The sequence below is a fragment of the Paenibacillus lupini genome, assembly GCF_011761355.1.
Classification (GTDB): Bacteria; Bacillota; Bacilli; order Paenibacillales; family Paenibacillaceae; genus Pristimantibacillus; species Pristimantibacillus lupini.
Genome location: NZ_JAASRW010000002.1, coordinates 858,195 through 882,360, shown reverse-complemented (window position 1 = coordinate 882,360; position 24,166 = coordinate 858,195). Strand labels below are relative to the sequence as shown.

At 45.2% G+C, this 24,166-nt stretch carries 23 protein-coding genes; 6 read left to right on the top strand and 17 right to left on the bottom strand.

Features of this window, described 5'->3' with window-relative positions:
• Positions 1-146 precede the first annotated feature (146 nt).
• From FHS17_RS09525 to FHS17_RS09510, 4 genes are all read right to left on the bottom strand, one after another.
• Positions 147-833 carry a response regulator transcription factor gene (locus FHS17_RS09525; RefSeq protein ID WP_167278138.1) on the bottom strand — a complete coding sequence of 229 codons (687 nt, stop codon included), beginning with the start codon at positions 831-833 and terminating at the stop codon, positions 147-149.
• A 9-nt stretch (positions 834-842) separates the two neighbouring features.
• The gene (locus tag FHS17_RS09520) at positions 843-2,306 is read right to left on the bottom strand and encodes a sensor histidine kinase (protein ID WP_167278137.1); all 1,464 of its coding nucleotides are present in this window, start codon (positions 2,304-2,306) and stop codon (positions 843-845) included.
• 260 nt (positions 2,307-2,566) lie between these two features.
• Complete coding sequence (locus FHS17_RS09515; protein ID WP_167278136.1) at positions 2,567-4,087, bottom strand: glycoside hydrolase family 43 protein; 1,521 nt, start codon at positions 4,085-4,087, stop codon at positions 2,567-2,569.
• Positions 4,088-4,112: 25 nt separating this feature from the next.
• Positions 4,113-5,813 (bottom strand): ABC transporter substrate-binding protein, encoded by a 1,701-nt coding sequence (locus tag FHS17_RS09510; RefSeq protein WP_167278135.1) that lies wholly within the window; start codon positions 5,811-5,813, stop codon positions 4,113-4,115.
• A gap of 142 nt (positions 5,814-5,955) precedes the next feature.
• Here FHS17_RS09510 and FHS17_RS09505 point away from each other — a divergent pair, with 142 nt between their 5' ends.
• The gene (locus tag FHS17_RS09505) at positions 5,956-6,819 is read left to right on the top strand and encodes an AraC family transcriptional regulator (RefSeq protein WP_167278134.1); all 864 of its coding nucleotides are present in this window, start codon (positions 5,956-5,958) and stop codon (positions 6,817-6,819) included.
• A gap of 102 nt (positions 6,820-6,921) precedes the next feature.
• Here FHS17_RS09505 and FHS17_RS09500 read toward each other — a convergent pair whose 3' ends face one another.
• From FHS17_RS09500 to FHS17_RS09480, 5 genes are all read right to left on the bottom strand, one after another.
• Positions 6,922-7,119 (bottom strand): CLC_0170 family protein, encoded by a 198-nt coding sequence (locus FHS17_RS09500; RefSeq protein ID WP_167278133.1) that lies wholly within the window; start codon positions 7,117-7,119, stop codon positions 6,922-6,924.
• 26 nt (positions 7,120-7,145) lie between these two features.
• Complete coding sequence (locus FHS17_RS09495; protein ID WP_243865252.1) at positions 7,146-8,387, bottom strand: Ger(x)C family spore germination protein; 1,242 nt, start codon at positions 8,385-8,387, stop codon at positions 7,146-7,148.
• Entirely contained in the window at positions 8,356-9,474 is a 1,119-nt protein-coding gene (locus FHS17_RS09490; RefSeq protein WP_167278132.1) for a GerAB/ArcD/ProY family transporter, read from the bottom strand. Before FHS17_RS09490 ends, FHS17_RS09495 begins: the two co-directional genes overlap by 32 nt.
• Before the next feature lie 14 nt (positions 9,475-9,488).
• The gene (locus tag FHS17_RS09485; RefSeq protein ID WP_167278131.1) at positions 9,489-11,108 is read right to left on the bottom strand and encodes a spore germination protein; all 1,620 of its coding nucleotides are present in this window, start codon (positions 11,106-11,108) and stop codon (positions 9,489-9,491) included.
• A 126-nt stretch (positions 11,109-11,234) separates the two neighbouring features.
• On the bottom strand, positions 11,235-11,708 hold the full coding sequence (locus tag FHS17_RS09480; RefSeq protein ID WP_167278130.1) for a MarR family winged helix-turn-helix transcriptional regulator: 474 nt from the start codon (positions 11,706-11,708) through the stop codon (positions 11,235-11,237).
• Between the two features lie 86 nt (positions 11,709-11,794).
• On the opposite strand from FHS17_RS09480, the gene FHS17_RS09475 reads away from it, so the two are divergent.
• Positions 11,795-11,989 (top strand): hypothetical protein, encoded by a 195-nt coding sequence (locus FHS17_RS09475; RefSeq protein ID WP_167278129.1) that lies wholly within the window; start codon positions 11,795-11,797, stop codon positions 11,987-11,989.
• A gap of 68 nt (positions 11,990-12,057) precedes the next feature.
• Here FHS17_RS09475 and FHS17_RS09470 read toward each other — a convergent pair whose 3' ends face one another.
• Together FHS17_RS09470 and FHS17_RS09465 are read right to left on the bottom strand one after the other, a co-directional pair.
• Complete coding sequence (locus tag FHS17_RS09470; protein ID WP_167278128.1) at positions 12,058-13,149, bottom strand: sensor histidine kinase; 1,092 nt, start codon at positions 13,147-13,149, stop codon at positions 12,058-12,060.
• On the bottom strand, positions 13,139-13,840 hold the full coding sequence (locus tag FHS17_RS09465) for a response regulator transcription factor (RefSeq protein ID WP_167278127.1): 702 nt from the start codon (positions 13,838-13,840) through the stop codon (positions 13,139-13,141). Before FHS17_RS09465 ends, FHS17_RS09470 begins: the two co-directional genes overlap by 11 nt.
• Before the next feature lie 199 nt (positions 13,841-14,039).
• Here FHS17_RS09465 and FHS17_RS09460 point away from each other — a divergent pair, with 199 nt between their 5' ends.
• From FHS17_RS09460 to FHS17_RS09445, 4 genes are read left to right on the top strand one after another with little or no spacing between them, the layout of a single operon-like run.
• Positions 14,040-15,116 (top strand): D-alanine--D-alanine ligase family protein, encoded by a 1,077-nt coding sequence (locus FHS17_RS09460; RefSeq protein ID WP_167278126.1) that lies wholly within the window; start codon positions 14,040-14,042, stop codon positions 15,114-15,116.
• 14 nt (positions 15,117-15,130) lie between these two features.
• A complete protein-coding gene (alr, locus tag FHS17_RS09455) occupies positions 15,131-16,303 on the top strand; it encodes an alanine racemase (RefSeq protein ID WP_167278125.1) in 1,173 nt (390 codons plus the stop codon).
• On the top strand, positions 16,255-17,103 hold the full coding sequence (locus FHS17_RS09450) for a D-alanyl-D-alanine carboxypeptidase family protein (RefSeq protein ID WP_167278124.1): 849 nt from the start codon (positions 16,255-16,257) through the stop codon (positions 17,101-17,103). The genes alr and FHS17_RS09450 overlap by 49 nt, the downstream gene beginning before the upstream one ends.
• A complete protein-coding gene (locus FHS17_RS09445; protein ID WP_167278123.1) occupies positions 17,096-18,148 on the top strand; it encodes an acyltransferase family protein in 1,053 nt (350 codons plus the stop codon). The genes FHS17_RS09450 and FHS17_RS09445 overlap by 8 nt, the downstream gene beginning before the upstream one ends.
• Positions 18,149-18,202: 54 nt before the next feature.
• On the opposite strand, the gene FHS17_RS09440 is transcribed toward FHS17_RS09445, so the two are convergent.
• The 6 genes from FHS17_RS09440 to FHS17_RS09415 all read right to left on the bottom strand — a co-directional run bounded on the left by FHS17_RS09440 (position 18,203) and on the right by FHS17_RS09415 (position 24,165).
• Complete coding sequence (locus FHS17_RS09440; protein ID WP_167278122.1) at positions 18,203-19,420, bottom strand: multidrug effflux MFS transporter; 1,218 nt, start codon at positions 19,418-19,420, stop codon at positions 18,203-18,205.
• A 100-nt stretch (positions 19,421-19,520) separates the two neighbouring features.
• Positions 19,521-19,700: a hypothetical protein gene (locus FHS17_RS09435; protein ID WP_167278121.1), complete on the bottom strand. Its 180-nt coding sequence runs from the start codon at positions 19,698-19,700 to the stop codon at positions 19,521-19,523.
• Between the two features lie 160 nt (positions 19,701-19,860).
• On the bottom strand, positions 19,861-20,883 hold the full coding sequence (locus FHS17_RS09430) for an AI-2E family transporter (RefSeq protein WP_167278120.1): 1,023 nt from the start codon (positions 20,881-20,883) through the stop codon (positions 19,861-19,863).
• A 154-nt stretch (positions 20,884-21,037) separates the two neighbouring features.
• Positions 21,038-22,342, bottom strand: coding sequence for an apiosidase-like domain-containing protein (locus FHS17_RS09425; protein WP_167278119.1), 1,305 nt, complete (start codon positions 22,340-22,342; stop codon positions 21,038-21,040).
• A 28-nt stretch (positions 22,343-22,370) separates the two neighbouring features.
• The gene (locus FHS17_RS09420) at positions 22,371-23,111 is read right to left on the bottom strand and encodes an amidohydrolase family protein (protein ID WP_167278118.1); all 741 of its coding nucleotides are present in this window, start codon (positions 23,109-23,111) and stop codon (positions 22,371-22,373) included.
• Entirely contained in the window at positions 23,101-24,165 is a 1,065-nt protein-coding gene (locus FHS17_RS09415; protein WP_167278117.1) for a Gfo/Idh/MocA family protein, read from the bottom strand. The genes FHS17_RS09420 and FHS17_RS09415 overlap by 11 nt, the downstream gene beginning before the upstream one ends.
• Position 24,166 lies beyond the last annotated feature (1 nt).

The window sequence follows — 24,166 nt, the reverse complement described above, 5'->3', positions numbered from 1 at the left end:
CCTTCTCGCTATCGCTTGTTATCCTCATGTGGACCTCCCCTACTTTATAGCCAAGACCTCAACGAGCCGTAAATATCTCATTAAAATTTTATTAACTATTATGAACTAAAAATAAAAAAAGCCTGATCGATGATCAGACTTCTTCTCTAGCTTCTACAGCGGTAACCCGCTCCCCATAATGTCTCAATATAGACGGGATTAGCCGAATCTTTTTCAATTTTCTCGCGAATTTTCCGGATATGCACGGTTACGGTTTGAATATCACCAAGTGCATCAATGCCCCAGATCCGTTCAAACAGATGCTCCTTGCTGAAAACTTTATTGGGATGACTGGCGAGGAAATACAGCAAGTCGAATTCTTTTGTCGTAAGAATGGTTTCCTCATCATTAACAAATACTTTGCGTGTATCCGGATCGATACTTAAACCACGAATTGAAATCATGTTCTTCGTGTCCTTTACACCCACCAACCGCTCGTATCTTGCCAGATGAGCTTTCACCCTTGCGACCAGCTCAGCAGGCTTAAACGGCTTCGTAATGTAATCATCCGCACCGAGACCTAAGCCCCGTATTACATCAATATCTTCGTGGCGGGATGTTACGATTAGAATAGGAATGTCCTGCTTCTCGCGGATTTTCTTGCAGACTTCAAATCCATTCATCTTGGGAAGCATCAAATCCAGAATCACCAGGTCATACATACCAGAAAGACTCATTGTAAGACCTGCTTCGCCATCAGCAGCCACCTTCACTTCAAACCCGTTAATCTCCAAATAATCTCTTTGAAGCTCTGAAATCGTTGTATCGTCTTCAATGACCAGAATGCTTTTCATTGCTCTTCCTCATTCCTTGGATTGGACAGGCATGGAGATGGTGATTGTTGTACCCATCGTCAATTGACTGGAAGCTGTTATCATCCCGTTATGTCCCTCCATAATTTGTTTCGCAATAGCAAGGCCTAGTCCGCTCCCCCCAGTCTTGGCACTGCGCGATTCATCTACGCGATAGAAGCGATCGAAAATATGTTTGACCACGTCTGCCTCCATACCAATTCCATTATCCGTTATCGCAATAACAACTTTATTCCCCTGCAAATATGCTTTCATTTGTATGGCAGGTAAAGGTTTATCCATATACCTGACACTGTTTTGAATAATATTATTTAGCACGCGTTTAAATTGATCCCTGTCCATTAAGACAGATGGTCCCGCGCTCATTCGGATATCTGGTTCGAATATTATCGACTTTTTCTCAAGTTCGAATTGAAGTTCTTCCGATAAATCATTGAGAAAAGGCAGCAGTTCAACTGATTCAAACTGGAAGGGCTGACGGTTCAGGTCCAACTTAGAGTACAAGAAGAGCTCATTAATTAGATGCTCCAGTTCACCTGCTTTGGCTGCAATCGTCTTCATGTATTTCATGCTCTTCTCAGGCGTATCCGCAACTCCTTCTATAACCCCGTCAATATAACCTCGGATGGCTGTAAGAGGTGTTCTTAAATCATGGGAGATACTTGCAATCAGCTCCTTGCGGTTCTCTTCATATTGGGTCTGAACCTGAATAGATTCCTGCATGCGGGAGCGCATATCTTCGAATGCCATACCTAATTGGCTAATCTCGTCTTTTCCTTCCATATTAAGCTGAAAGTCCAAATTTCCGTTTTTCATCTCTCTTGCTGCTTTACGTAGTGCTTCAATGCGACGGATAATGCTTTTGGACATATAAGTCGTCAGCAGCAGATGTGTGACAATCAAAATTAATAATAAACAAACAAATAAGGTAGGGAAATACTTGCGTATGAAATAGGTAAGCGGGTCCTCCTTAGAAATAATAAATAGGCTTACCTGCTTGCTTTGAAAGTCAAAATCAAACTGCTGGAACACATAGTTCGTATTCCCTTCTTTCCTTTCTATATAGTCGTTAACGGAATTTGCCTGATGGTATGGCGGCAAATCTGTTACAAGTTGATCATTTTGTTGAATGCTTGACGAACGGTAGTAGATAGAGTTTCCGGTTCTTACAATGATGCCTGAATCATTAACTTCCAGATCTTCCGACAATTCATCAAGATAAGAAGAATCCAGTAATAATTCTGGATGACGTGTGGACGAGCGTTTAATCTCTTTTGCAGCATGCTCGACAGCCTCGTGTCCAAACCTGTTTTCTGTCGTCTCATAAACACTTTTTAAATTTTGGATATCACCCTGGTAAAAAACGACCAGAAGAAGTGAAATAAGCAGAATTGATATGAGCGGAATGATAAGCATAGCTGCATAAGATAACAGCAATTTTAATCGTATGGACATGCCCTGTAAATCTCCTTAGGGGAAATAAGTTCTTTTCAATAACATACGGGAGGTACATCATAAATACAAGTTCCAGGTTTTTCGATCTATTTTTCTAAGTTTCGGTTCAGACTTATCCCAATTATGCACCAAGTCATCGGCTAGTTGTTATTGAGGCAGAATATCGTATAAAATAAATATTTTATTAACTTGATATTAAAATCCTAGTGGTGAACGAAAAAAGCTGCCGAAGTCGGCAGCTTTTTAGTAAGCGTTTCTATTTAATCCTCTGTGACCTGATAATCAAACCAGTCAAAATAAGCAGGAGAAATGGAGCGTACACCGTTACCCGTCGCATACATAGCGATAAACACACCTGTGAATCCGCCTGCTAATTCCGTGGCCAGCATTTTGCATTCACCTTGTCCAAACCGAATAGGTTCTTCTTCCTCCCTTTCGGCATACTCAAAGACATAGTTTATTTTGTCCGCATGGACACTTAGAATAACCGAGTCAGCCGACCAAGGCCTTTCGTTTTCGATCTTCCAGAGTGAACCTATTCTTCTGCGGAAGATAAGCTTACGCTCTCCAGCAATTTGCTTAATTGCTATTTCGTAATGAAACCGTTCATTCATAAATACCGTCATTCCTGCTTCTTCACCATCCTGCTGTGGTGCAAACGTAAGATGAGCCGATGTACGACATGAAAAATGCTGCTGTCTTCGACCAATAAAAGACGGTACGCCAATTTCATTCAAGGTGGCCTCAGAGCCGTATAGCGTCAGACAGCTTTTCTTCTCGGAAAGCGACCAATTCTGAGAATCTGATGAACGAAGAAGGTTCCAGTATGGAGCTAACTCAGTCTGTTCGAAATTATCCCTCACTTGGCGATTTGGCTTCGGCTGCAAAGGAAGATTGCCCGCCTGCATCGTCTCACCAACCGTTCCGTTATCCCCAATAATTGGCCAGCCATCTTCTGTCCAAGTCACTGGCGCTAAGAAGGTCTCCCGTCCCAAGTAGTGATGATTAGGATATCCAGCAGGGCGAATACCAAGGAATACAGCCCACCAGCTGCTATCAGAAGCTTGAATGAAATCAGCGTGTCCCGTTGCTTGAATTGTATTTAGTGTGCTTCGATGGGTTAGTACAGGGTTGTACGGACAACTCTCGAATGGACCATCGGGTCTCCTGCTTCTCGCAATTGTTACCATGTGCCCGTACTCCGTTCCTCCCTCAGAAATCATAAGGTAATACCATTCGCCAATTCGATAGATATGCGGAGCCTCCGGGTATTGGCCGCCGGTTCCTTTCCATAACAGAGTTACATCCGACAGACGTTTTCCTGTCTTAATGTCAATTCTGCTTTGATAAGCGCCCTGCCCCTTAGCATCATGGGAGGTTGTATAATACACGAAGCCGTCCTCATCAAAGAAGAGATCAGGATCGATTCCCGGCTGGTCCACATAGACTGGATCAGACCATTCACCTTTAGGATCATCCGTAAATACATAAAAATTGCCCCCACCTGACACGTTTGTCGTTGTCATGTAGAATGTTCCGTTATTAAACCGTATGGTTGGCGCAAAAATCCCGCCAGAGCTCCAGGCTTTTCGCAGATCCAGCTGTTCCGTCCGCGTCAAAACATGGCCAATCTGCTCCCAATTCACAAGATCTTTACTATGAAAGAGGGGAACACCTGGAAAATATTCAAACGAACTTGTGACCAAATAATAATCTTCCCCTACTCGGCAGACGCTAGGGTCTGGATGGAAGCCACTAATGACGGGATTACTATAATTCATATCTCTGATCTCCTAATCTATTTCTCTATTCATTCCATAGTTTTACGCGATCCTGAACATATTTGGTAAAGCCCTTTTCCATTTTCTCAACACCAGCGTCGAGCAGCTCTTTCTGATAGCTGTCCCACTTTTGATCGAACTCTCCCGGCTTCGCCATAATGGCCTGCGGAATTAACTTCCAAGTAATGTCCTTCATTTTGTTCCCCAGGATTGTAACATCGTCATCACCTGGTACGGCTATATTCCAAGCAGCACCCCAATCTTTAACGGGGAACGCTTCCTCTTGTGGGAACAGGTCTTTCCAGGTTGTCGCGTTATAGGCTTTAAGTGTTTCCTTATCGGCACTTGTATAGGTGTCAATAATGAGCTCTGGGAAATTCTTCGTATAATAGTTACCCGTAGAATCCTGTACGCCGTCTCCGTAATGTGCACCCAGGTTGGAATAAAAACCAATACCTGATTCCTTACTGAATGCCGTATTATCATTTATAATTCGATCCTGAACATCATCCGGAACGACACGTTTGCCGTCCTGCATCGTATAATGCTTCCCTTCAATACCCCAATTATTAAGAACCTGGGCTTGCTCGGATGCTAAATAATCCAGGAATTTAATTGCTCTTACCGGATCCTTGCAATCTGTTGTTATGCCTACTCCCCAGCCTGCCATAAAGCCTGTTGATTGGAAGCGGTTGTCTTTGTAAGCGTCAGATAACATAACCGAGTAATGCCCGTAGGTTTGGTCTAGCTTGTTATCCGCTTTAAGTGACTTCTCTCCATCTGCGTAACCCCAATCTGCATCAATCAAGCCAATGACCCGTCCCGATGCAACCTTAGCCAAGTACTGATCATTCTTCTGAACGAAGCTTTCTGTATCCACCAAACCGCTATTGTACATATGATTCAACCATTTAAAGTACTCTTTCTCACCTTCTGAACGGTAATGATAAGTAGCCTCATACGTCTTTGGATCGATAAAATACTCGCCGTCACCTGACTTGCCGGTTGTTTCTGCTGCTGGGTTCGTAACGGAAATATACGTATGCCAGTCATCTGCATTGAGGAGCAGCCCAATATTTTTGTTTCCGTTCTCATCTGTTGGATGCTTATCCAGATAGGATTTTATGACATTCTCATAATCTTGAAGGGTCTTGATCGCCGGATAACCCGCTTCTTTCACCGCACGGTGCTGGAGCTCGAACCCGCCTCCTGCAACAAAAGATTTGCCGCCCACCGCTGAGTAGGTTGGAACGACATAGATGGACTGGTCGTCGTTACTATAACGTAGACGATTCATTTGGTCACCGAACAGCTTTTTCAAATTTGGAGCATACTTCTCAATCAAATCAGTCAGATCAAGCATGGCTCCAGCATCGACTAATTTGTTCAAATCCCCTTTCGGGCTGATGAGATCCGGATAGTCACCGCTGGTTGCGATGAGTGCTACCTTCTGTGAAGGATCACCAACGGCGAATTCGGCATTAAGAGTTACACCTGTTGCCTTTGTGATTTCTTTCCCTACATCATCCTGCATTTTTCTCCAGTTCGGATTTGGGTCCTCACTAAAGAAAGAGAAGGTGACTGGAGATGTATCATTTTCAAGTCCGTTACTTGTGTTATCGCTTACAACACTGTTGTTGCTGTTGTTCCCAGAGCATCCAGCCAGTACACCTATTGCAAGCGTAAAGACAATGCCCAGCTTTGACATTTCTCTTACTTTTTCCATCTGTATCCCCCATTTATGATTATTATTGTGTTCATCTAGCATTATAATGGAACAAATTATCCTTAATCCTTGATTTTAGGGTCCAAAACTAGCATGATTAGGACATCAATCAATTGCGAGCCATAATTAGAGGAGAATCCTAATGCGAAGTGTCCATTTGAATTGGTTTACATCCGACGAGCAATTTTTATTCTATATTGGGTATGGTGGGCATGACGAAGACATGTATCTTCATGATCATGTAGATTTTTCTGAGCTTGTCATCGTGTTGAATGGTCATGCTACCCATATCGTAAATACAGAAGCATCTTTCATTAAAAAGGGAGACGTATTTGTTATTGACGGCGCAACCTCTCATGCTTATAAAGATCCGCATGATTTTCGAATCTGTAACATTATGTATCGCCCTGAAATACTAGCTTCAGCCGGCCCAGACCTTAGAACGTCTATCGGCTACCAGGCCCTTTTTGTGTTGGAACCGTTTTATCGCAATATACAACCTTTCAACAGTAAACTCAGCTTACCGATCTCGAGTCTGGAATACGTTTCTTCCCACGTTGCCTTCATGATTAATGAGTATTCGGACAAGCTTCAGGGCTATCAGACCATGCTTCGCTCACGTTTCATGGAACTCGTCGTCTATCTGTCCAGACAATATCAGAATCAGGATCGACAAGGAATTCAGAGCAACTTCATGCACTTGGCGAATGCCATTTCTTTTATGGAAGATCACTATCTTGAACCACTAACGCGAGAACAGATCGCTGACAAATCGGATATATCAGTGAGACATTTAAATCGGATTTTCCAATCTTATTATCAAACGACCCCCTTCGCCTATCTATTGCGACTACGCTTGGAGCACGCATGCCATTTGCTGAAAACAACAAATAGTCCGATCACAGAGGTTTCTTATAAAAGCGGCTTTAACGACAGCAACTACTTTACCCGTCAGTTCAACAGAGTTTATGGCATGTCTCCCAAGGTGTACCGTCGAGAGCACTAGAATTTCAAAAAAACGATAAAAGCCCCACCAATAGGCGGGGCTCTCACTACGTATTTTCTTCATTAATAGTTATGCTGGCGAGATAATCAGTTAATGCAAGCTTTATATGACCCAATTCCCGATCAAAGTGATGAAACCGATTATCAGATTAAACCAACCAATAAATCGGGATACTTTCCATTCCTTTTTTTGTTTCGCCTTCTGAAAATCTTTGACATCGACATATAGAATGAACAAACCGCTCATGATAAACAACGTGATTACATAATAAAGATAGCCGATTGTGTAACCACCGAGCATCTCTATTTCCCTCCAAGCTAGACGAATTATTTGCCCTTCATCCCGATACGACGCAACTTCATCGATACTTTTACATCGAAAGTACAGTCTTTGTACATGTTTTGCCATGCCTCTGCGGTCTTGATTTGTTTATTCCAATACTGCGGCTTCTTCGCTCTGACAATTTCGCCAAATCCGAAATAATCCGATCCTTTCTCTTGTGATTTCTTAATAATGTCGGAATAAAATTTGACGGAAGCCTCTTCTTGTTTGTTTTCGATCATTTGCATGACGGCCGGATCATCAATTTGAATGGCTTCGCTAACCTTGCCTTCCAAATTAAGCTCGATCCCGATATCGATTGTGAAATGGGGTACATCATCCTTGATTTGGACGCTAATCTTTGACCGGCGATGTGTTGCGGTTGTCATGATAGTTTCTTCTGGTCCTCCCAATTGGATGAACACCCTATACCCTGCAGGATTTATTCCTTTAACGGCTAAGTAGCCTGCGATTTCTAAAGGCTTGGTGACTCCCACCATATGGTCATCAACAAAGTAAGCCAGACCATTTATCTCCACATTTTGTTCTTTCTTTATTTCAACATAAGGCAAGAAGCCCTCCTGCCCCTTTTTAGACACATCGCTCCAAAACATTCCGATAAAGTCTTTAGGGAACTTCCCCATACGAATGCCTTCATCCAGTGTGGACATTAAATAAAGCGTAGGCACTCGTTCAAGTGGTGGAGCAGCCAACATGAGCTTCCGTGCTTGTCCTTTTGCAATCATCAGCCAGGCCATTCGGCGCACCTCAGAGTTACGGCGGAAATAATCATTTACGTTTTCCAGCCCTTTTCTAGCAAATGCTTCAGACACGACGATGACACGTAAATGCCCGAAAAAGAGCTTGCTGGATACCTGCTGCTGCAAATTCATGAATGCATCATTAATGCTGTGGCCTACTACGTCGATCACCCACACCGTTTCTCCAGCGGAATTCTTGGCTCCTCCTCCACTTTCACCTGGCCCCAGCGGAATTCTGCCGGGAAGAGCGATTTGCACGGCAACTCGCATCATCCCTTTCTTGGGTGCAGGTATCGTCCCGCGTATATGGGAGATTTCATCTTCTTCCTCTTCCGCTTGTTCCGTGTCTACCGTATCTATGGATACCCCAAGCACCACTGCCCTCTCCTCAATTTCAAGCCGATCCCAGCAGCCCGCAAGAAAAGGCGTAGCAATAATAACCACGCACAGCATCTTAATCGTTTTGATCCACTTTCTTGTCTGCAATGCGATTACCTCTCTTCTTGCGAAGGATTGAAACGATAAGCAATAAACCAGGATACCCTGTCGTGATGATTAAGCCGATACGGCCGACATTTTCAATAATCTCATACATCTGAACGATGTTTGTAGGCAGCATGGCCATTACAAATACAAAGGGCAAAATAAAATAAGAGAACAACTTATGCTCTCGTAACCGAAATAGATGGCTCATGGCATAGATGGTAAAAAAGTAACTCGAGAAAAGAGTGGTAAACACGGCAGTTACCCATACCGCAAGAAAGGCAGCATCTAAGCGTTCCAAAATGTTAGCGGGCAAAGTCGTTGCTTTCGCCAATTCTAATGTAGGCCAAAGCAGCTGCTTGATCTCCTCAGAGCCAAACACGCTTATTGTGGCCGCAACAATTATGATGTAAAGTCCACCTGCAATTACCATGCCCCATACACTTGCCTTCATCGCCTTCTCTGGGTGTTTCATAGAAGGAATGACTGCGGTCAAAATAAATGCTCCTTGAAAAAGAGCAGCTATCGTTAACGTACCTTTCAGCATGCCGCTTGGTTCATTCCCCAAAATCGGCAGTAAGTTAATCGCTTCCGCATTTTTAAGGGACAACGCAACGATAACCAGTACAGGAATTAAAAGAAACGGTACGTAAAAGGTATGGATATGTGCAAAAGTTGTTATCCCGTGACGGGTAGAAATCGTCGCTAGCAGCAGCATGACAATAACCGTCACCTCAACAGGAGTTTCTTTCAGAACCGAGGTAACAACCACTTCGCCGAATTCCCGCGCAGTCAGCGAAGTTAACACGGCAAAGAAGAGAATAATCAACATACTCCCTATCCATGCAAGCCATTTCCCGATAATGACTTCGCTATAACGGATAATCGTTTGATCGGGAAACCGTATGCCAAGCCAAGTGATCAGAGCTAATCCAACAAACGCGAGCAGCACAGCAAGAAGAGTAACTAGTGGCCCTCCAGAATCCGCCGCGCGTACGGCAAACAGAGGAAGGGCAAGCACGCCTACACCAATAATGGTGCTGACTAGAACGGCCGATGCCTGTATGACGGTAATCTGACGGGGCTCCATCTAACAAACTCCTCCTACTGATTCTTATCGTTTAAAGGATCCAGCACGTTAGTTGAAGCTTTTTCCAGCTCCTCAAACATGGTCTCTGATACTTTTGTTTCATCAACAGTCTTTAGAAAAGCCGGTCTCTTATTCATCAGCCATAACGGCCCTCTGATCAGCAGATCCTTCAAGCCCTGAAAGTCAACTGGGATAAGTGGGCTTAGGTAAGGTACGCCAAACGATTTGAGCGACAAGAGATGATTGGCAATGAGGATTAATCCAATCATGACCCCATAAAGACCAAAGATTCCTGCCAAAATGATGAGCGGAAAACGAAGCAGTCGAAGCGCAAGTGCTGCGTTATAAGCAGGTGTTGCAAAAGATCCAATTGTCGTTAAGGCAATAATAACTACCGTAATGGGACTGGCAAACCCGGCAGCTACGGCGGCTTGTCCAATGACTAGCACACCAACGATCGATAAAGCGCCGCCGACTTGCTGCGGCAATCGGATCGTAGCCTCCCGCAGCACTTCCATCGATATTTCAATAATAATTACTTCAACAACAGCCGGAAAAGGAACTCCTGCTCGTCCTCCTGCTACGGCAACCGCAAATTCAGTTGGAATCAGCTCCGGATTGTAGGAAATAATCGAGACGTATATAGCCGGAAAGACCAGCGAAAAGACTAATGCGATCAACCTGGCGAGCCGGATTGAACTCATTAACACGAAGCGCTCCGTATAATCTTCCACCGTCTGATAGAACTGGTTAAACACCGTTGGAACAACTAAAGCAAGTGGCGATCCATCTACAAGAATGGACACCCTTCCCTCAGCTAAATTCGCAACTACTTTGTCTGGACGTTCCGTATACTGAACCTGCGGAAATGGCGAATAATGATTATCTTCAATAAACTGCTCCAGGTAGCCGGAATCCATCACCGTATCGATATCAATTTTGGAAAGACGATTATTGACCTCTTTAACAAGCTCCGGGTTAGTAATGCCCTCCATATAGCAAACGGCTACCTTTGATTTAGTTCTGCGGCCAATCTCCATCGTCTCTATTCGAAGATCCGGGGATTGTAACCGATAGCGTATAAGAGAGATATTCGTGCCTAATGGTTCGATAAAACCTTCACGAGGACCCCGAATAACCTGCTCGGTAGCAGGTTGTTCAATCGAACGTTTATCTATGTATCGTGTATTAATAATCACGGAATGACTCAGGCCTTCAACTGTTACGACTGTCTCCCCTCGCAGAAGACTATCGACGAGAACCGTTAATTCGCCTTCCAATCTGCTCTCGCTATGATAAAGTGCGTCATTCATCAGTACATCAATCAACTGATTAATCTCTATGGTTCTTCCTATAAGATGTGGAGGAACATACATAAGTGCTTTCACAATATCCACATTGACGGTAGACTGATTTACCATATTAGAGAAGTACATGATAACGGCTTGATGCTGTCCAAACACATGGAATCTTCGAATCGTTAAATCTTCATTCATTCCCATTATGCCTTGGATAAAAGTAATCGTACTCTCAATATTGGTGCTTATTTTTTCACCTTTATGCTTATCCAGAACTTTGCTTGGCCCTGATACAAACGGCTTCGTAACCATCCGTTTAATTTTTCTTGTAGGCATTACATCACCAGCCAATCACCTTAGTCTGACTTTTACCAGAAGTATGTTATTTCTTATTTCCATCTTTTACAAATGACGTCGAAGTTAATCATTAATAACCTGTTCCTGCAGGTAAAAAGAAAAAGCCTAGTCAGAGTGAGTCTGACCAGGCTTTGATAGCAGGCAGGTTTCCGTCAATGCTGGTTTCAGCAGATCCGAATCATATTCAAACGAAGTTAGATCAATTTGAAGATTTTGAAGTTCCTTTAGATGTACATCAGATATACGATGCAGGAGCTCGATCCCTTTATCCGTTAATGCAATAAGAACACTTCTTGCGTCGTCCGGATTGGGCCGTCGTTTAATCAAATCTGATTTTTCGCAGCGGGATACCAACCCCACACAAGCATGATGTGTGATATGAAGCTTTTCCGCCACTTCGGAGATGGTAGCATAATCACGTCCTGGATATCCTTGAATAACAAGCATTAATTGGTGTTGTTGTGGGGTTAGTCCTTCCTCTTTGGCGGCGTTTTCACTGAAGTGCATAAATACGCGAAGCTTATACCTAAAACTCGCTAACTGCTCATATACGGATTTTGTTAAGCTTTGATTTGGCATTTATACATGCTCCTCTACATATTTATATCGTATTGCGATACAAATGAAAGAATTTCACAAAATCCAACTTAGATTTGGAGATGAGTATGATGACAGTAGGTGCGATTGTAAAATCCATTTGCTTCGGATTATTATTTGCTATTCTTGCTATTGGCCTCTTACCCTTTTTAGTCGCATTCAGCTTGGCTGACATATCCGAATTAACGGAGTATTACGAATGGGGAGGAACGCCTTCTCTTTTCCTATTACCCAGATTAAAAAAACATGACAAAAAAGAGTAAGCTCCAATATTCATTTTTAATAAATCCAAAAAGCTGGACCTCATTTGAGATCCAGCTTTTCAATTTCCCTATTTCGCAAGTGGAAGCTTCACTGTAAATGTAGTTCTCCCTTGGTCGCTTGCTGCTGAAATCGCCCCTTGATGCAGCTCAACGATGTTCTTGGCAATCGCGAGCCCAAGTCCCGAGCCTCCTGTATTATGGGAACGGGAATGCTCGGCGCGATAAAACCTTTCGAATAACAACGGGATAACGGCTGACGGCAAAGGCTCGCCATAGTTCGCGATCTCAACGATGGCTTGTCCGTTATCGCTCCAAACCGAGATGTCGACCTGCCTGCCATCCCTTCCGTATTGAATCGCATTGACGATCAAGTTTTCGAATACTCGAACAAGCTTATCTCCATCTGCGTCGACGATAATCGGATGATCAGGAAGTGTTAAGCGGCTCTCCATCTCCGCCTGTTCGAACTGCAAGCGGAATTGAGCTGCCAATTGCCCAAGCATCTGGGTCAGATTGATTGGAGACAGCCGAAGCCCCATTCCCCCGCTCGTCCTCGTAAATTCGAATAAATCGTCGATCATCGTTTTCAGACGCATCGATTTCTCATAGGCGATTTGAACATAATGCCTCAGCTCCACTTCATCCCGGTAACGATCCTCTTCAATCAGTCCTAAATATCCGACAATAGACGTTAAAGGTGTACGTAAATCGTGAGAAACGTTCGTAACCAACTCGGCCTTTGCCTTCTCGGCGCGGCGCTCTTCCTCGATGGACCATTTCAATTGAGCCGTCATTTTATTGATATTGTCCGCCAATGCCCCAAGCTCGTCTCCACCTTGTACCGGTAAGTGGGATTCAAAATCCCCCTCGGCGATCCGTTCGATTCCTTGTGATATTCCCATCAAGTAGCGAATGGTCGAACGGCTTAAGGCGAAGAAATAGATTATAAATAATACCAGGCTGGCTGTAACAATTGTAGCCGGAAGGCCGAAATTATCCAGTAGCTCCCGCAATAGATCAGGAAAAATAAATAAATCACTGCTGTAAACAACTGCGGCAGCCAAATATAGGAGGCCAGTCGTCAGGAGAGAAGCAAGCGCGCTTAACCCAAACAAATATAACATTTTGAAACGCAGACTCTTCCACGGTTTACGGATCAATTTTATAACCTACTCCCCATACGGTCTGGATCAGCTTGACACCGCCCAGCTCGCTTTCCAATTTATCTCGAAGCTTGCTTATGTGAACCATAACCGTATTGTTGGATTCCAGAAACTTGTCCTTCCATACCGCTTCGAAAATAGCCTCCGCGCTAAACACCTGCCCGAGATGGCTAGCTAGCAGATACAAAATATCAAACTCCGTTGAGGTCAAATAAACGTTCCGGCCGTCTACTGTAACCGTATGCGCTTTTTTGCTTATATTCAGAGAATCGATCTGAATTTCTTCCGGGTCCTGCACGGGTTGAATCTGTGCGTTCAAATATATGGATCTGCGAAGCAGCGACTTCACCCTGGCGATCAGCTCGAGAGCATTAAACGGCTTGACCATATAATCGTCCGCACCTGTCGTCAGCCCCATTATTTTATCCATATCTTCGGCTTTGGCACTCAGCATCAGAATTGGAATTCCATACTCCGCACGTACCGCCCGGACGACCTCAAGACCGTCCATTTCCGGCATCATAACGTCGAGAATAATCAATTGAATAGATTCCTTGGCAATCACGTCCAATGCTTCACGGCCATTATTGGCTATGAGCACCTGGTATCCTTCATTAGTCAAATAAATTTTGATCAAATGGGCGATTTCAAGGTCGTCGTCCACGATCAGGATTTGAATGGTCTTCATGAGATCTCTCCATCTTTCTTTCGTAAGTTGATTAACGTGGCTCTAGTGTATCAGAAAACTTCTCTACAACCGACTACTTAAAATCACAAATAAGGAATTCTTAAGGTTTCCTTTAAGATGTTTTACGATCCTCCCAGGCCTTAACCGTTATCTTTGGAGATAGAACTACGGACAAGAATTCTACCTGGAGGTTATTCCTATGAAAACAAAGCTATATGTACTATACGGCGGCAAATCCGTCGAACATGAAGTTTCGTTAAAAACGGCGGTTACCGTCCTGCTTTCCATTGATGAAGCCCGCTTCGAGGTTTATCCCATTTATATTACGCCTGATGGGCTGTGGTGTACGCCAGGACATCTATCTAAGGAGGCTTTGACGATCGAGCGGTTAATTGCCGAGCCTGCGTTTCGCGACCCGGCCCGTTCTATTGGTGAAATACTGTCAGGTGTTATGGCTTTGCCAGGTCCAAAGGTCGTAATGCCGCTATTACACGGCTCGAATGGTGAGGACGGTACGATGCAAGGCTTGCTGGAGCTGCTAAACGTTCCATACGTTGGAAATGGCGTACTGTCGGCTGCTCTTACTTTGGACAAGGCGATGTCGAAGCAGATCTTAGCCCAAGCCGACATTCAACAGACGAAATATATGGTGTCCCGCTTCGAGGAATGGAGTATGGATGAGGCAGCGGTTCTGCGTGATGTTGAGCATTCAATCGGATATCCGTGCTACGTGAAGCCCGCCTCTCTTGGCTCAAGCATTGGCATAAGCAGATGTATGAACCGGGGGGAGCTCCTGTCCGGTATTCGCGAGGCTTTCTCTTACGATAAGAAGCTTGTAATCGAGCGCGAGGTGGATGGCAGAGAAATTCAAGTAGCCGTTATCGGCAATGAGAGGCCTCTCGCTTCATTCCCCGGCGAATTCATTCATGAACATTCTTTCTTCGATTACGAATCCAAGTACATGGATAAGCGACTTACGATGTCGATTCCGGCTAAGCTGGCGGACGGCTTGACTCCGCGAATCCGTGAGCTGGCAATTAGGGCTTATCAAGCTCATGGCTGCGAAGGTCTCGCCCGTGTCGATTTCTTTCTCGATAGCGAAGGTGAATTGTTCCTGAACGAAATTAACGCTTTACCGGGGTTTACGAATTTCAGCATGTATCCGGTCATGTGGGAACGCACCGATGGAACGTCCTATTCCGAGCTGATTGAAAAATTAATCGGGCACGCTATCGCCCGTCACAAAAACAAACAAACGCTTAAATATACAAGATGAGTGAGGTGATCGGCATGTTAAGAGACACTTGGGCTGAAATTAGTGTGAGCTGCATTCGCGAAAATATGCTAAACATCCGCCGCTCACTACCATCTTCAGTGAAGCTGATGGCCGTCGTGAAGGCAAACGGCTACGGGCATGGCGATATCGAGTCTGCCACAGCGGCAGTGCAGGCGGGTGCAGATTATTTGGCGGTTGCCTACCTAGAGGAAGCGTTGAGACTGCGCGATGCCGGAATGAAATTGCCTATTCTCCTATTGGCTCCAATTCGACCGGAACAGGTGCAATTAGCGCTGAAATTCAACTTGATTTTAACGGTCACTAGCGCCAAATGGTTCTCCGAAATGAGAGCTTACAAGCCATACACTTCCCCTGGAAAGCTTCGGGTTCATGTGAAGATGGATACGGGACTCGGTCGGATCGGTATCCGGACCAAAGAAGAATGGGACGAGATCGTACCATGGCTTCGCGCTGAGGATGTCGAGGTAGATGGCTTTTACACGCATTTCGCGACGGCCGGGCAAGCCGATACCAATTATCTGGAGCAGCAAGCTGAACGCTTCGCCCAAATGATGGATTGGGGATGCTCATCTGGCCTCACGATCCGGCATTATCATTGCGCAGGAAGTATTGCTGCGCTGAGGTTTCCTCATCTGGCAATGGATATGGTTCGGATTGGGGCTGCAATGTATGGATTTTATCCAGAAAATCTTTCTTGTTCGGTAAAGCTAGCGCCAGCCTTAAGTCTCCATAGCCGTTTGATTCAGGTCAAGAAGCTGGCTAAAGGGGAATATCTCGGGTACAACAATTCCTACCAGGCTGAGGAAGACGAATGGATCGGAACAGTCCCGATCGGTTATGCTGACGGCTGGTCGCAGCGAATGCAAGGCACTGACGTGCTAATCGAAGGTCAGCGCGCCCCCATTGTAGGCAAAATCTGCATGGACCAGCTGATGATCAAGCTTCCAGGGCCTTATGCGGAGGGGACGCAAGTAACCTTTATCGGTCAGCATGGCGAGCAGCGTATTACGTTTACAGAACTTGCCGCCCACATCGGAAGTGTCGCGCAGGAAGTATCCACGTCACTAGGAGTCAGAGTGGCAAGAACCTATATCGATATCGAGGAGGTACGTACAAAATGGGACAAACAAACGTGGCCAAACCACAACAATCAGGCCGTCATTTAACTTTTAACACGATTCAAGCTGCTAATTCCGAAATCCACCAAGGACATCTCGTCTTGATCAATCGAGAGAATCCCATTCGCCAGACAATTTCTAACAGTCGGCTATTACCGCTTAGCTCAATTCCGTCTATCCATACTCTAAGGGATGGTATGCTGCTTGAGCGGACCTGTTTACGACAGTTGGCTAATCTGCTTGAGGCTTGTCATGGAATAAATGAGATTATCGCTGTCAGCGGCTATAGGACCAAATTGGAGCAGGAGCAGATTTATGCATCCTCGCTAGTTGATAATGGTGCCGACTATACCGCACGTTATGTCGCATGGCCTGATCGAAGCGAACATCAAACGGGACTCGCTATCGATGTCGGCAAGTTAAACAAGAACGTGGATTTTATCGCACCGGCATTTCCCGACACCGACGTCTATAAGTCTTTTAAGCAGCTTGCCGCAAGCTTTGGCTTCATTCAACGGTACAAAGAAGGAAAAGAATTCATCACTCACATCTCTTGCGAGCCGTGGCATTTCCGCTATATCGGCTGTCCACATGCAGAGATCATGGAACGAAATGAGTGGTGCCTGGAAGAATATATCGATCAGCTCAAAAACTACCCATTTGAAGATGATCATCTTGTATATGAGGATGAACATTCATCCGTTCAGATCTACTATGTAGCGGCAGATTCGGGGATTGTTACAACGATACCCCTTGTACCCTGCGATCGATACCTTTTATCCGGAAATAACAGGGACGGATTTATTGTTACTGCATACCTGGATAAAGGTAAGCAAGCTCATGTCTAAACCGAATTACAGCGGACTGGATTGGATCAAATTTGGCGCTGCCCTCATGGTTGTTGCCAATCATACCAGCCCGCTTCTTTCTTACAGCGCAGCTGCCGATTTTCTAATTAGCAATCTTTTTACCCGTATTGCCGTACCGATTTTCTTCATGACAGCCGGTTTTTTATTTTTCCGTAAAATGACTGAGGATCTATTGACGGACCGAAGTGCATTGCGCGGCTACATGCTGAAAACCTTGAAATTATATATAACTGCCATACTTATCTATTTGCCGTTGAATATATATACAGGTTATTTTTCCGAGTCATTCACGGCTTATTCCTTAATCAAAGACATCATGTTTGACGGTACCTTTTATCATTTGTGGTATTTGCCAGCGTTAATACTGGGCTTGTTTATAACTTTCTACATGTATCACAAAATGACAATGAAAGCCATGCTGGTTTCTGCCAGCCTTTTGTATATCCTAGGGCTTCTTGGGGATAGCTACTATGGAATCATGCAAAGCAGCAGTGGGATCATCCATGTCTATGAGGGCATGTTCACTGTGTTTGATTACACGCGTAATGGACTGTTCTATGCCCCTATTTATTTGGCAATCGGGGCTTGGGCAGCAAAGAGACAGCTTCCTGACCGTAAGCCTTTTGTTCATGCAGCCTTGTTTGCTGTCTCGCTTGGAATGATGTTTGTCGAAGGCGCACTCCTGCACTCGGCGGGAATTCCGAGGCATGACAGCATGTATATTTTCGCGCTTCCCACCACCTATTTTCTATTCCAATGGTCATTGCAGTGGAAGGTCCAATCAAATAAAACGTTCCGCGAGTGGCGAGTATGGGTTTATATTCTTCACCCTCTCGCTATCGTACTCGTTCGCGGAGCAGCGAAAGTGACCCATTCCGAACAGCTATTTATCTCGAATAGTCTACTCCATTTTGTAGCTGTCTGCCTGGTGGCGATTGGCATGGCCGCAGCTATAGTATGGCTAATAGCGATCAGCCGTAAAATCCAGCCTTCCCGTTTCAGAAGATTGTTTGTAAATAGCTAGTACACACAAAAAAACCCGATCATTGCTGATCGGGTTTTGATTAACTTATTGATATTACATGCTTGTAGCGTTAGTGATCATCATAGACTTCTTCTTACCCAGAAGTAAGTAAGACAGCATCGCTGCAACACTTGTCATTAGAATGATGACGCCAAGTGGAACGGCTGTGTCTTCACCTGCGATACCAACTAGAGGTGAAACAACCGCTCCTAGCAAGAATGGAATGACACCAAGAAGTGCAGCTGCACTTCCCGCCATATGACTTTGGCTCTCCATTGCCAGCGGGAATGCTGCCGTTGATGTAATACCGATTGACGCTACGAAGATAAACAGCGGAATCACCAATGCGAACAACGGTCCATGCAGGAATGCGACCACCAAAACAACAACGCTTGCCAATAAGGCAAGCAATAAGCCGATTACCAAGAAAGTCTGTTCAGATACACGGTGCGACATTCGACCGACAATTTGGGAACCAATGATCAGACTAATACCATTGGATCCGAATAACAGAGCAAATCCCGTTGGTGAAACTCCATATATATCTTGATAAATAAACGGTGTTCCGGAAACATACGCGAAGACACCAGCAATCATAATACCTTGTGCCAGCATATAGCCAACAAACTGGCGGTCTCGCAAGAGTGATCCGTAGTTCTGCAGCTGCTGCACGAAATTAGCGGAACTCCGGCGCTCAGCCGGCAGAGTCTCTTTCATCCCCCATTTTGTCATCACTGTGAGATAAATTCCGAGCAGGGACAGCGCTATAAATACGCCTTTCCAATTCGAGAAAGCAAGAACGCCGCTACCCGAGACCGGTGCTACTAGCGGCCCCAAGTTACCAACTAGCAAGAGCAGCGAGAAAAATTTCGTGAGCTCATGCCCACTATATAGATCGCGAGCGATTGCCCGTGAAATGACAATACCCGCCGAAGCAGCAAACCCCTGTATGAATCGGAATGCGATCAATAGACCGATATTGGGCGAGAATGCACATGCTAATGAGGCAATCAGATAAGCTGCCATGGAGATAAGTAAAGGAATACGTCTTCCGTGAGCGTCACTGAGTGATCCCATGACGAGCTGTCCGATGCCAAGTCCAAGTAAGCAAGCAGTCAGGCTGAGCTGTACAAGCGAAGCCGTTGTGTCGTATTGCTTCACAATCTCCGGAAACGCTGGTAAATACATATCAATTGTAAAAGGGCCAAGGGTCGAAAATAAACCAAGCAGCAAAGCTAGTCCAAACACTTTCTGAGTTTTCTTTGAGGTCATTATGATGAGAATCTCCTATTCGTCTAATGTAAGCTCTAATTGTACGATGTTATTCTGTGATCGTAAACCATTGACCTAGTACCTAAATATTTTTTCTTTGTTAATCCTGAATGATATAAAATTTATTCCCGTTTATAACGGTGACACCGTTCTCCTGTACAACAGCATTTTGGCTCATCTTACATCCTGTTTCGTCTTGACGTGTTCGAATTCTTTGCTCTTCCGCTGCTGGTTGTGATGAACAAACATTTGCCATACACCAGGCACGTCTATTAGTCATATCTATTTGATTCTCCCTTTGATTAATATAGTAGAAGTGGTTCTCTTTATCGGCAGCTACAGATCACCACTATTAGATCTTACAACCTAGAGTGAACTCCAAGTCAAGCAAAAAATAATCCCCCTCTTACGTACAGAGGGGGATTATTTGATGTTTATGTTCATTTGTGAGAATCAGATGATGAACTAACTTGCTCCACCTTGAGCACGTCCAGCATAAACATAAAGATTGGAATGCCAATCAATAGCCCCCAGATGCCCATATAATGCTCTGACAAAATGAGAATGAAGAACGAATAGAACATCGGTAAATTTGTTTTGTTCGCATACAGCCTTGGGTTCAAGAAATACGTTTCCAAGGCATGGATGACAAGCACAAGTACGATTACCCAAATGACAGTTGTATTACCACCAATCTGGTAGCCGATTATGGCAATCGGGATAAAGGATACCACCACGCCAGCAACTGGAACAAGGCTTAGCATAAATACCATAATGGTTAGCGCAAACAGGTACGGGAAACCCATAATCCATAAGCCGGCAATGGTGAGCACCGTATTAATGACGGCGATCATGAGCTGGACTTCAAGCACCTTGCCGAAGGATGCAATAAACTTTCCGCCAAAATAGCGGAATTCCATATACAGCCATCCTATTGTGCTATTGCTGAATTTTTCCGTAAACTCAACGATCTTACGTCTCTCCAGCTGGAAGAAATAGCTAAGTAATATAACGAGCAAAATAATTTCGAGCCAGCTGCCAATTGTCTTGGCATAAGTTAGTGCACTGTTCAAGAAGGTCTTGTATTCGATCTTGTCGAGTGTATCGGCGACGACCTGGGCGATCTGATCGTTTTGTGAAGAGCCTAAAAACTTTTGCACATTATTTACGATATCCACGATCTCATTGATCAGCTTGGGCACGTAATTGACCAGACCGTATACGAGACCAATAATAAGCGCGACATATAAGACCGTGGTGACGACAACCGGCGAAATTGGAATCACCCGGCGAATTTGCTTAGTAATAAAGCTTTGAAGCCGGATCATTACAAAAGTGACCATAAAAAGAAGAAGAAGCAAATTCAACATGTCTCTGAGACTATAGAGCAAAGCAAAAACCAGTAAAACAAACACAACCCTTTTGACAATCGAATGGGCAAAAAAAGTTTTGAGCGTTTCCACAAATGTCCCCCGCAAAATTAAAGTTATAAATAATAATACCTTGTTTTACCTAGAAACGCACCTTTCATTGCCCAACAGATGAAAGGGCTGCCCCAAATTGACTTTGGGACAGCCCTATACGAATTGCATAATTTCCTTTTGTACCTCTTTATCCCTATTCGATCCCATCAAGCACGAGGATCCAGTCACCATCTCTGCCGCTTGTTGGCGGTTGGTACTCCACTTCTCCATCATTCGCATATACACCGGCATCTGCCCATGCTCCGTTACGCGGATCATACCAGGAAGCCTTAACGGAAGTGCCGCGAATCTTACCCATTACGACTCGGAACGGAATGCCGTTCGGGGAATAGATCATGGCATAATTCTCTCCTCGTGTAGCGGTCATACGGTTGGCACCGCTGTAATTGTCCGCGATCAAGCTTTGGTCGGGTATTCTTGTTAGAAATGGCCGCGATTCTATCAAGCTGCGCAAGTGGGACATTTGCTCTGCTCCTGGCCGGAGAATGGCATCCTTCCATGTCATGATAAAATAGGTATCCGGTTCAGTCGTCATCGACCAGATAGAGTGATGGCCGTAGGTGTGACCAAATGCTCCCGCGAATACGGCGTTGTAGGCGGCTTTTCGCACATCAGCGGCATCAAAATAACCATTCTCCGCCTTAAAGTTTATCGGATGATCCTCATAACACGGCTCCCCATCTACTACCGGTTTGATCGGCTCGCGATTATAATCGGCAGCAACTTTCTCAAAGTTCGTGCGAACCCACTCGTGATGACCGGATTGAATCATATTAAATGCCAGCCACGGCTCGTTATGCATGTGCAGGGAGGAAGATTGACCGCCCGGAGGGTGGAAGGTCATCAGATTAGCTCCTCCGTCTCCTTCACGGAGACCCTTTGCCATGGAGCAAATAATATCGAAGTGCTCACGCGTATGCTGAGGACGATCACCGCCCAGTACCCAGATTACATTGTCTCTGTCCTTGTACCTTTCCCCGAGCCACTGTCCGTATGGCCTAGCATTATCCGAGTTAAAAATCTCCGGTCCCTTGCCCCACATCAGATTGTATTTGTCTCCCCAAGTCGGTAAGAATGCAATATAAAGGCCTAGTGCTGCTGCTTGATCGACAATATAGTCCACATGATCCCAGTAGCTGTAATCTCCGTCGATATCAGGAAGAAGCGGATCATATTGGCCTTGTTCGTTCTTCTTCAGCGGGAACCGTCCGTAGGCGTTGCCTGTTGTAAGACCCTCATGCTCGGCAAGTCCTACGGCCTGAATAACGGAAAACCTGCGCTCTGCGCGATTGCGAAGATACAGCTCGGCATCCTCGCGGTTGAGTCTATGAAACAGCTCCCAAGCCGTGTCCGCCAGCCAGAAAAAAGGAGTTTCATCTTCCTGTACAAGAAACCTCTTATTCTCACTAACTTTCAAACGTTGAATGCGATAGGTCACGATTACAGCACACTCCTTCGTATTTGGATTATGTCAGCCTGTATACTGATTGCGCACTTCTATATAAAATCCATTCCTGTTCTTCTTCCGTCAAACCACATGTCTTGACCTTCGCCAATTCCGTGCCTGTGTTATCCGCATGATCGGTTCCAAACATAAACCGGTTCGCTCCAAATTCCTGCGACCAATGCCGCAAATTAAACCCGGCGGTCCAGGTGATGTCGGCATAAAGATTGGGGGCTGCCTTCAGTGCAATCGCTGTTTCACCTGCCATGATCATCATGCCGCAGTGGGCCATCACGATCTTTACATCCGGGAACTCAAGTGCAGGTGCGATCAAATTGGTCGGGTTGGCAAACGGAATACCTGCTCCCGTATGCACCATTACGGGTACGTCCAGCTTCCTTGCAAGCGCAAATACTTTCCTTCCGTCACGTCCTCCCGGATGAACGGCATGAGCGAATGTATGAATCTTAATCCCAACAAAACCAAGTTCCTCTACACATCGTCTGATTTCCGCTTCATAAACCGCGTCTTTTAAATGAGGGTTCGGATTGGCCATCCCGTAGAACTGACCGGGAAAAGCCTCCGTCACTTGAGCAATCCGGTCGTGCTGCTCTCGTACCGTCTCGATATCGTGGCAGGAAGCAGGCTGCAGAATGGTCTTTGCAATGCTGTATGTTTCATGCTTCTCAAGCTGCTCTTCCCATGAAAAATCTTCATCAAATACATAGTCCCATCCTAAATGAGCATGGACGTCAATAATCACGGGTTCTTCCTCCTATTTTGATTGGCTCGTGTTTGGCAGCGCTCTCATATACCCCAAACACCATGCTCAAGGTGATTAAGTTATCGCTTCCCTCGGTTGCGAATACTTCGCCGCTTTGCAAGCATTCCAAAAAGTGAGCTTGCAGCCGAATATGGCTTTCCTCATGATCGAGTTCCATCCTATCTGCGAAAATTTGCTCACCCACTCCATCCTTACTGACCACTACAATTCTGCCCGACGTATACATTTTGAGCGTTGCCTCGGAACCATCAATAACCAGCTGCTCCAAATGTACAGGTCCAACTTCTGTACCAAGCGGGCGGTCTAATTTCTGCCTGGTGGCCCAACTGGCATCGAGATAGCCACAGAAATGATCATAGCCCATCACGACAATTCCGGAATCTTCGCCTGCTATATGTGGGCTGACACGCTGAATTTCTGCATAAAGCCGTTCTGGTGTTCCGAAGAGAAACCGCCAGGTATCAAACCAGTGAGGTCCCATTTCGAGAAACAGAAGCTTCGGCATTTCTCTGAAAAATGGCTGAGGCAGTATCGTACCTGGTTCCATCCTCGGTGTATAGTAATCGGTGTGTATGTATCTCGCAGCATGCAGAGTTCCGAGTGTGCCTGCCTCAATTAGCCTTTTTATGATTTGAAATGGCTGAAGCCATCTCCAGTTTTCCGTTACCATCAGCCTGACGCCGGCCTCTTTGGCGATCCGTACCATCTCTTCGGCTTCCCGCATGGAAGCAGCGAATGGTTTCTGGCATAAAATATGCTTCCCGCTTGCGGCCGCACATCGTACAAGCTCAAGATGCGTGTCCGGCCCCGTTACGATATCTACAATATCGATGTCCGCTTTCTCAAGCATTTCCGATATGCCACGGTACAAATGATTGCTGGATACACCGAATTCAGCTGCTCTTGCTTGCAGCCGCTCCTCATTGGTGTCACATAGAGCCTTGATCTCAGCACCAGGAATATGGCTCCATGCCTTTAAATGTTTCTCCGACCACCAGCCTGCCCCGACCAATCCAATTTTCCAGACTGGCATG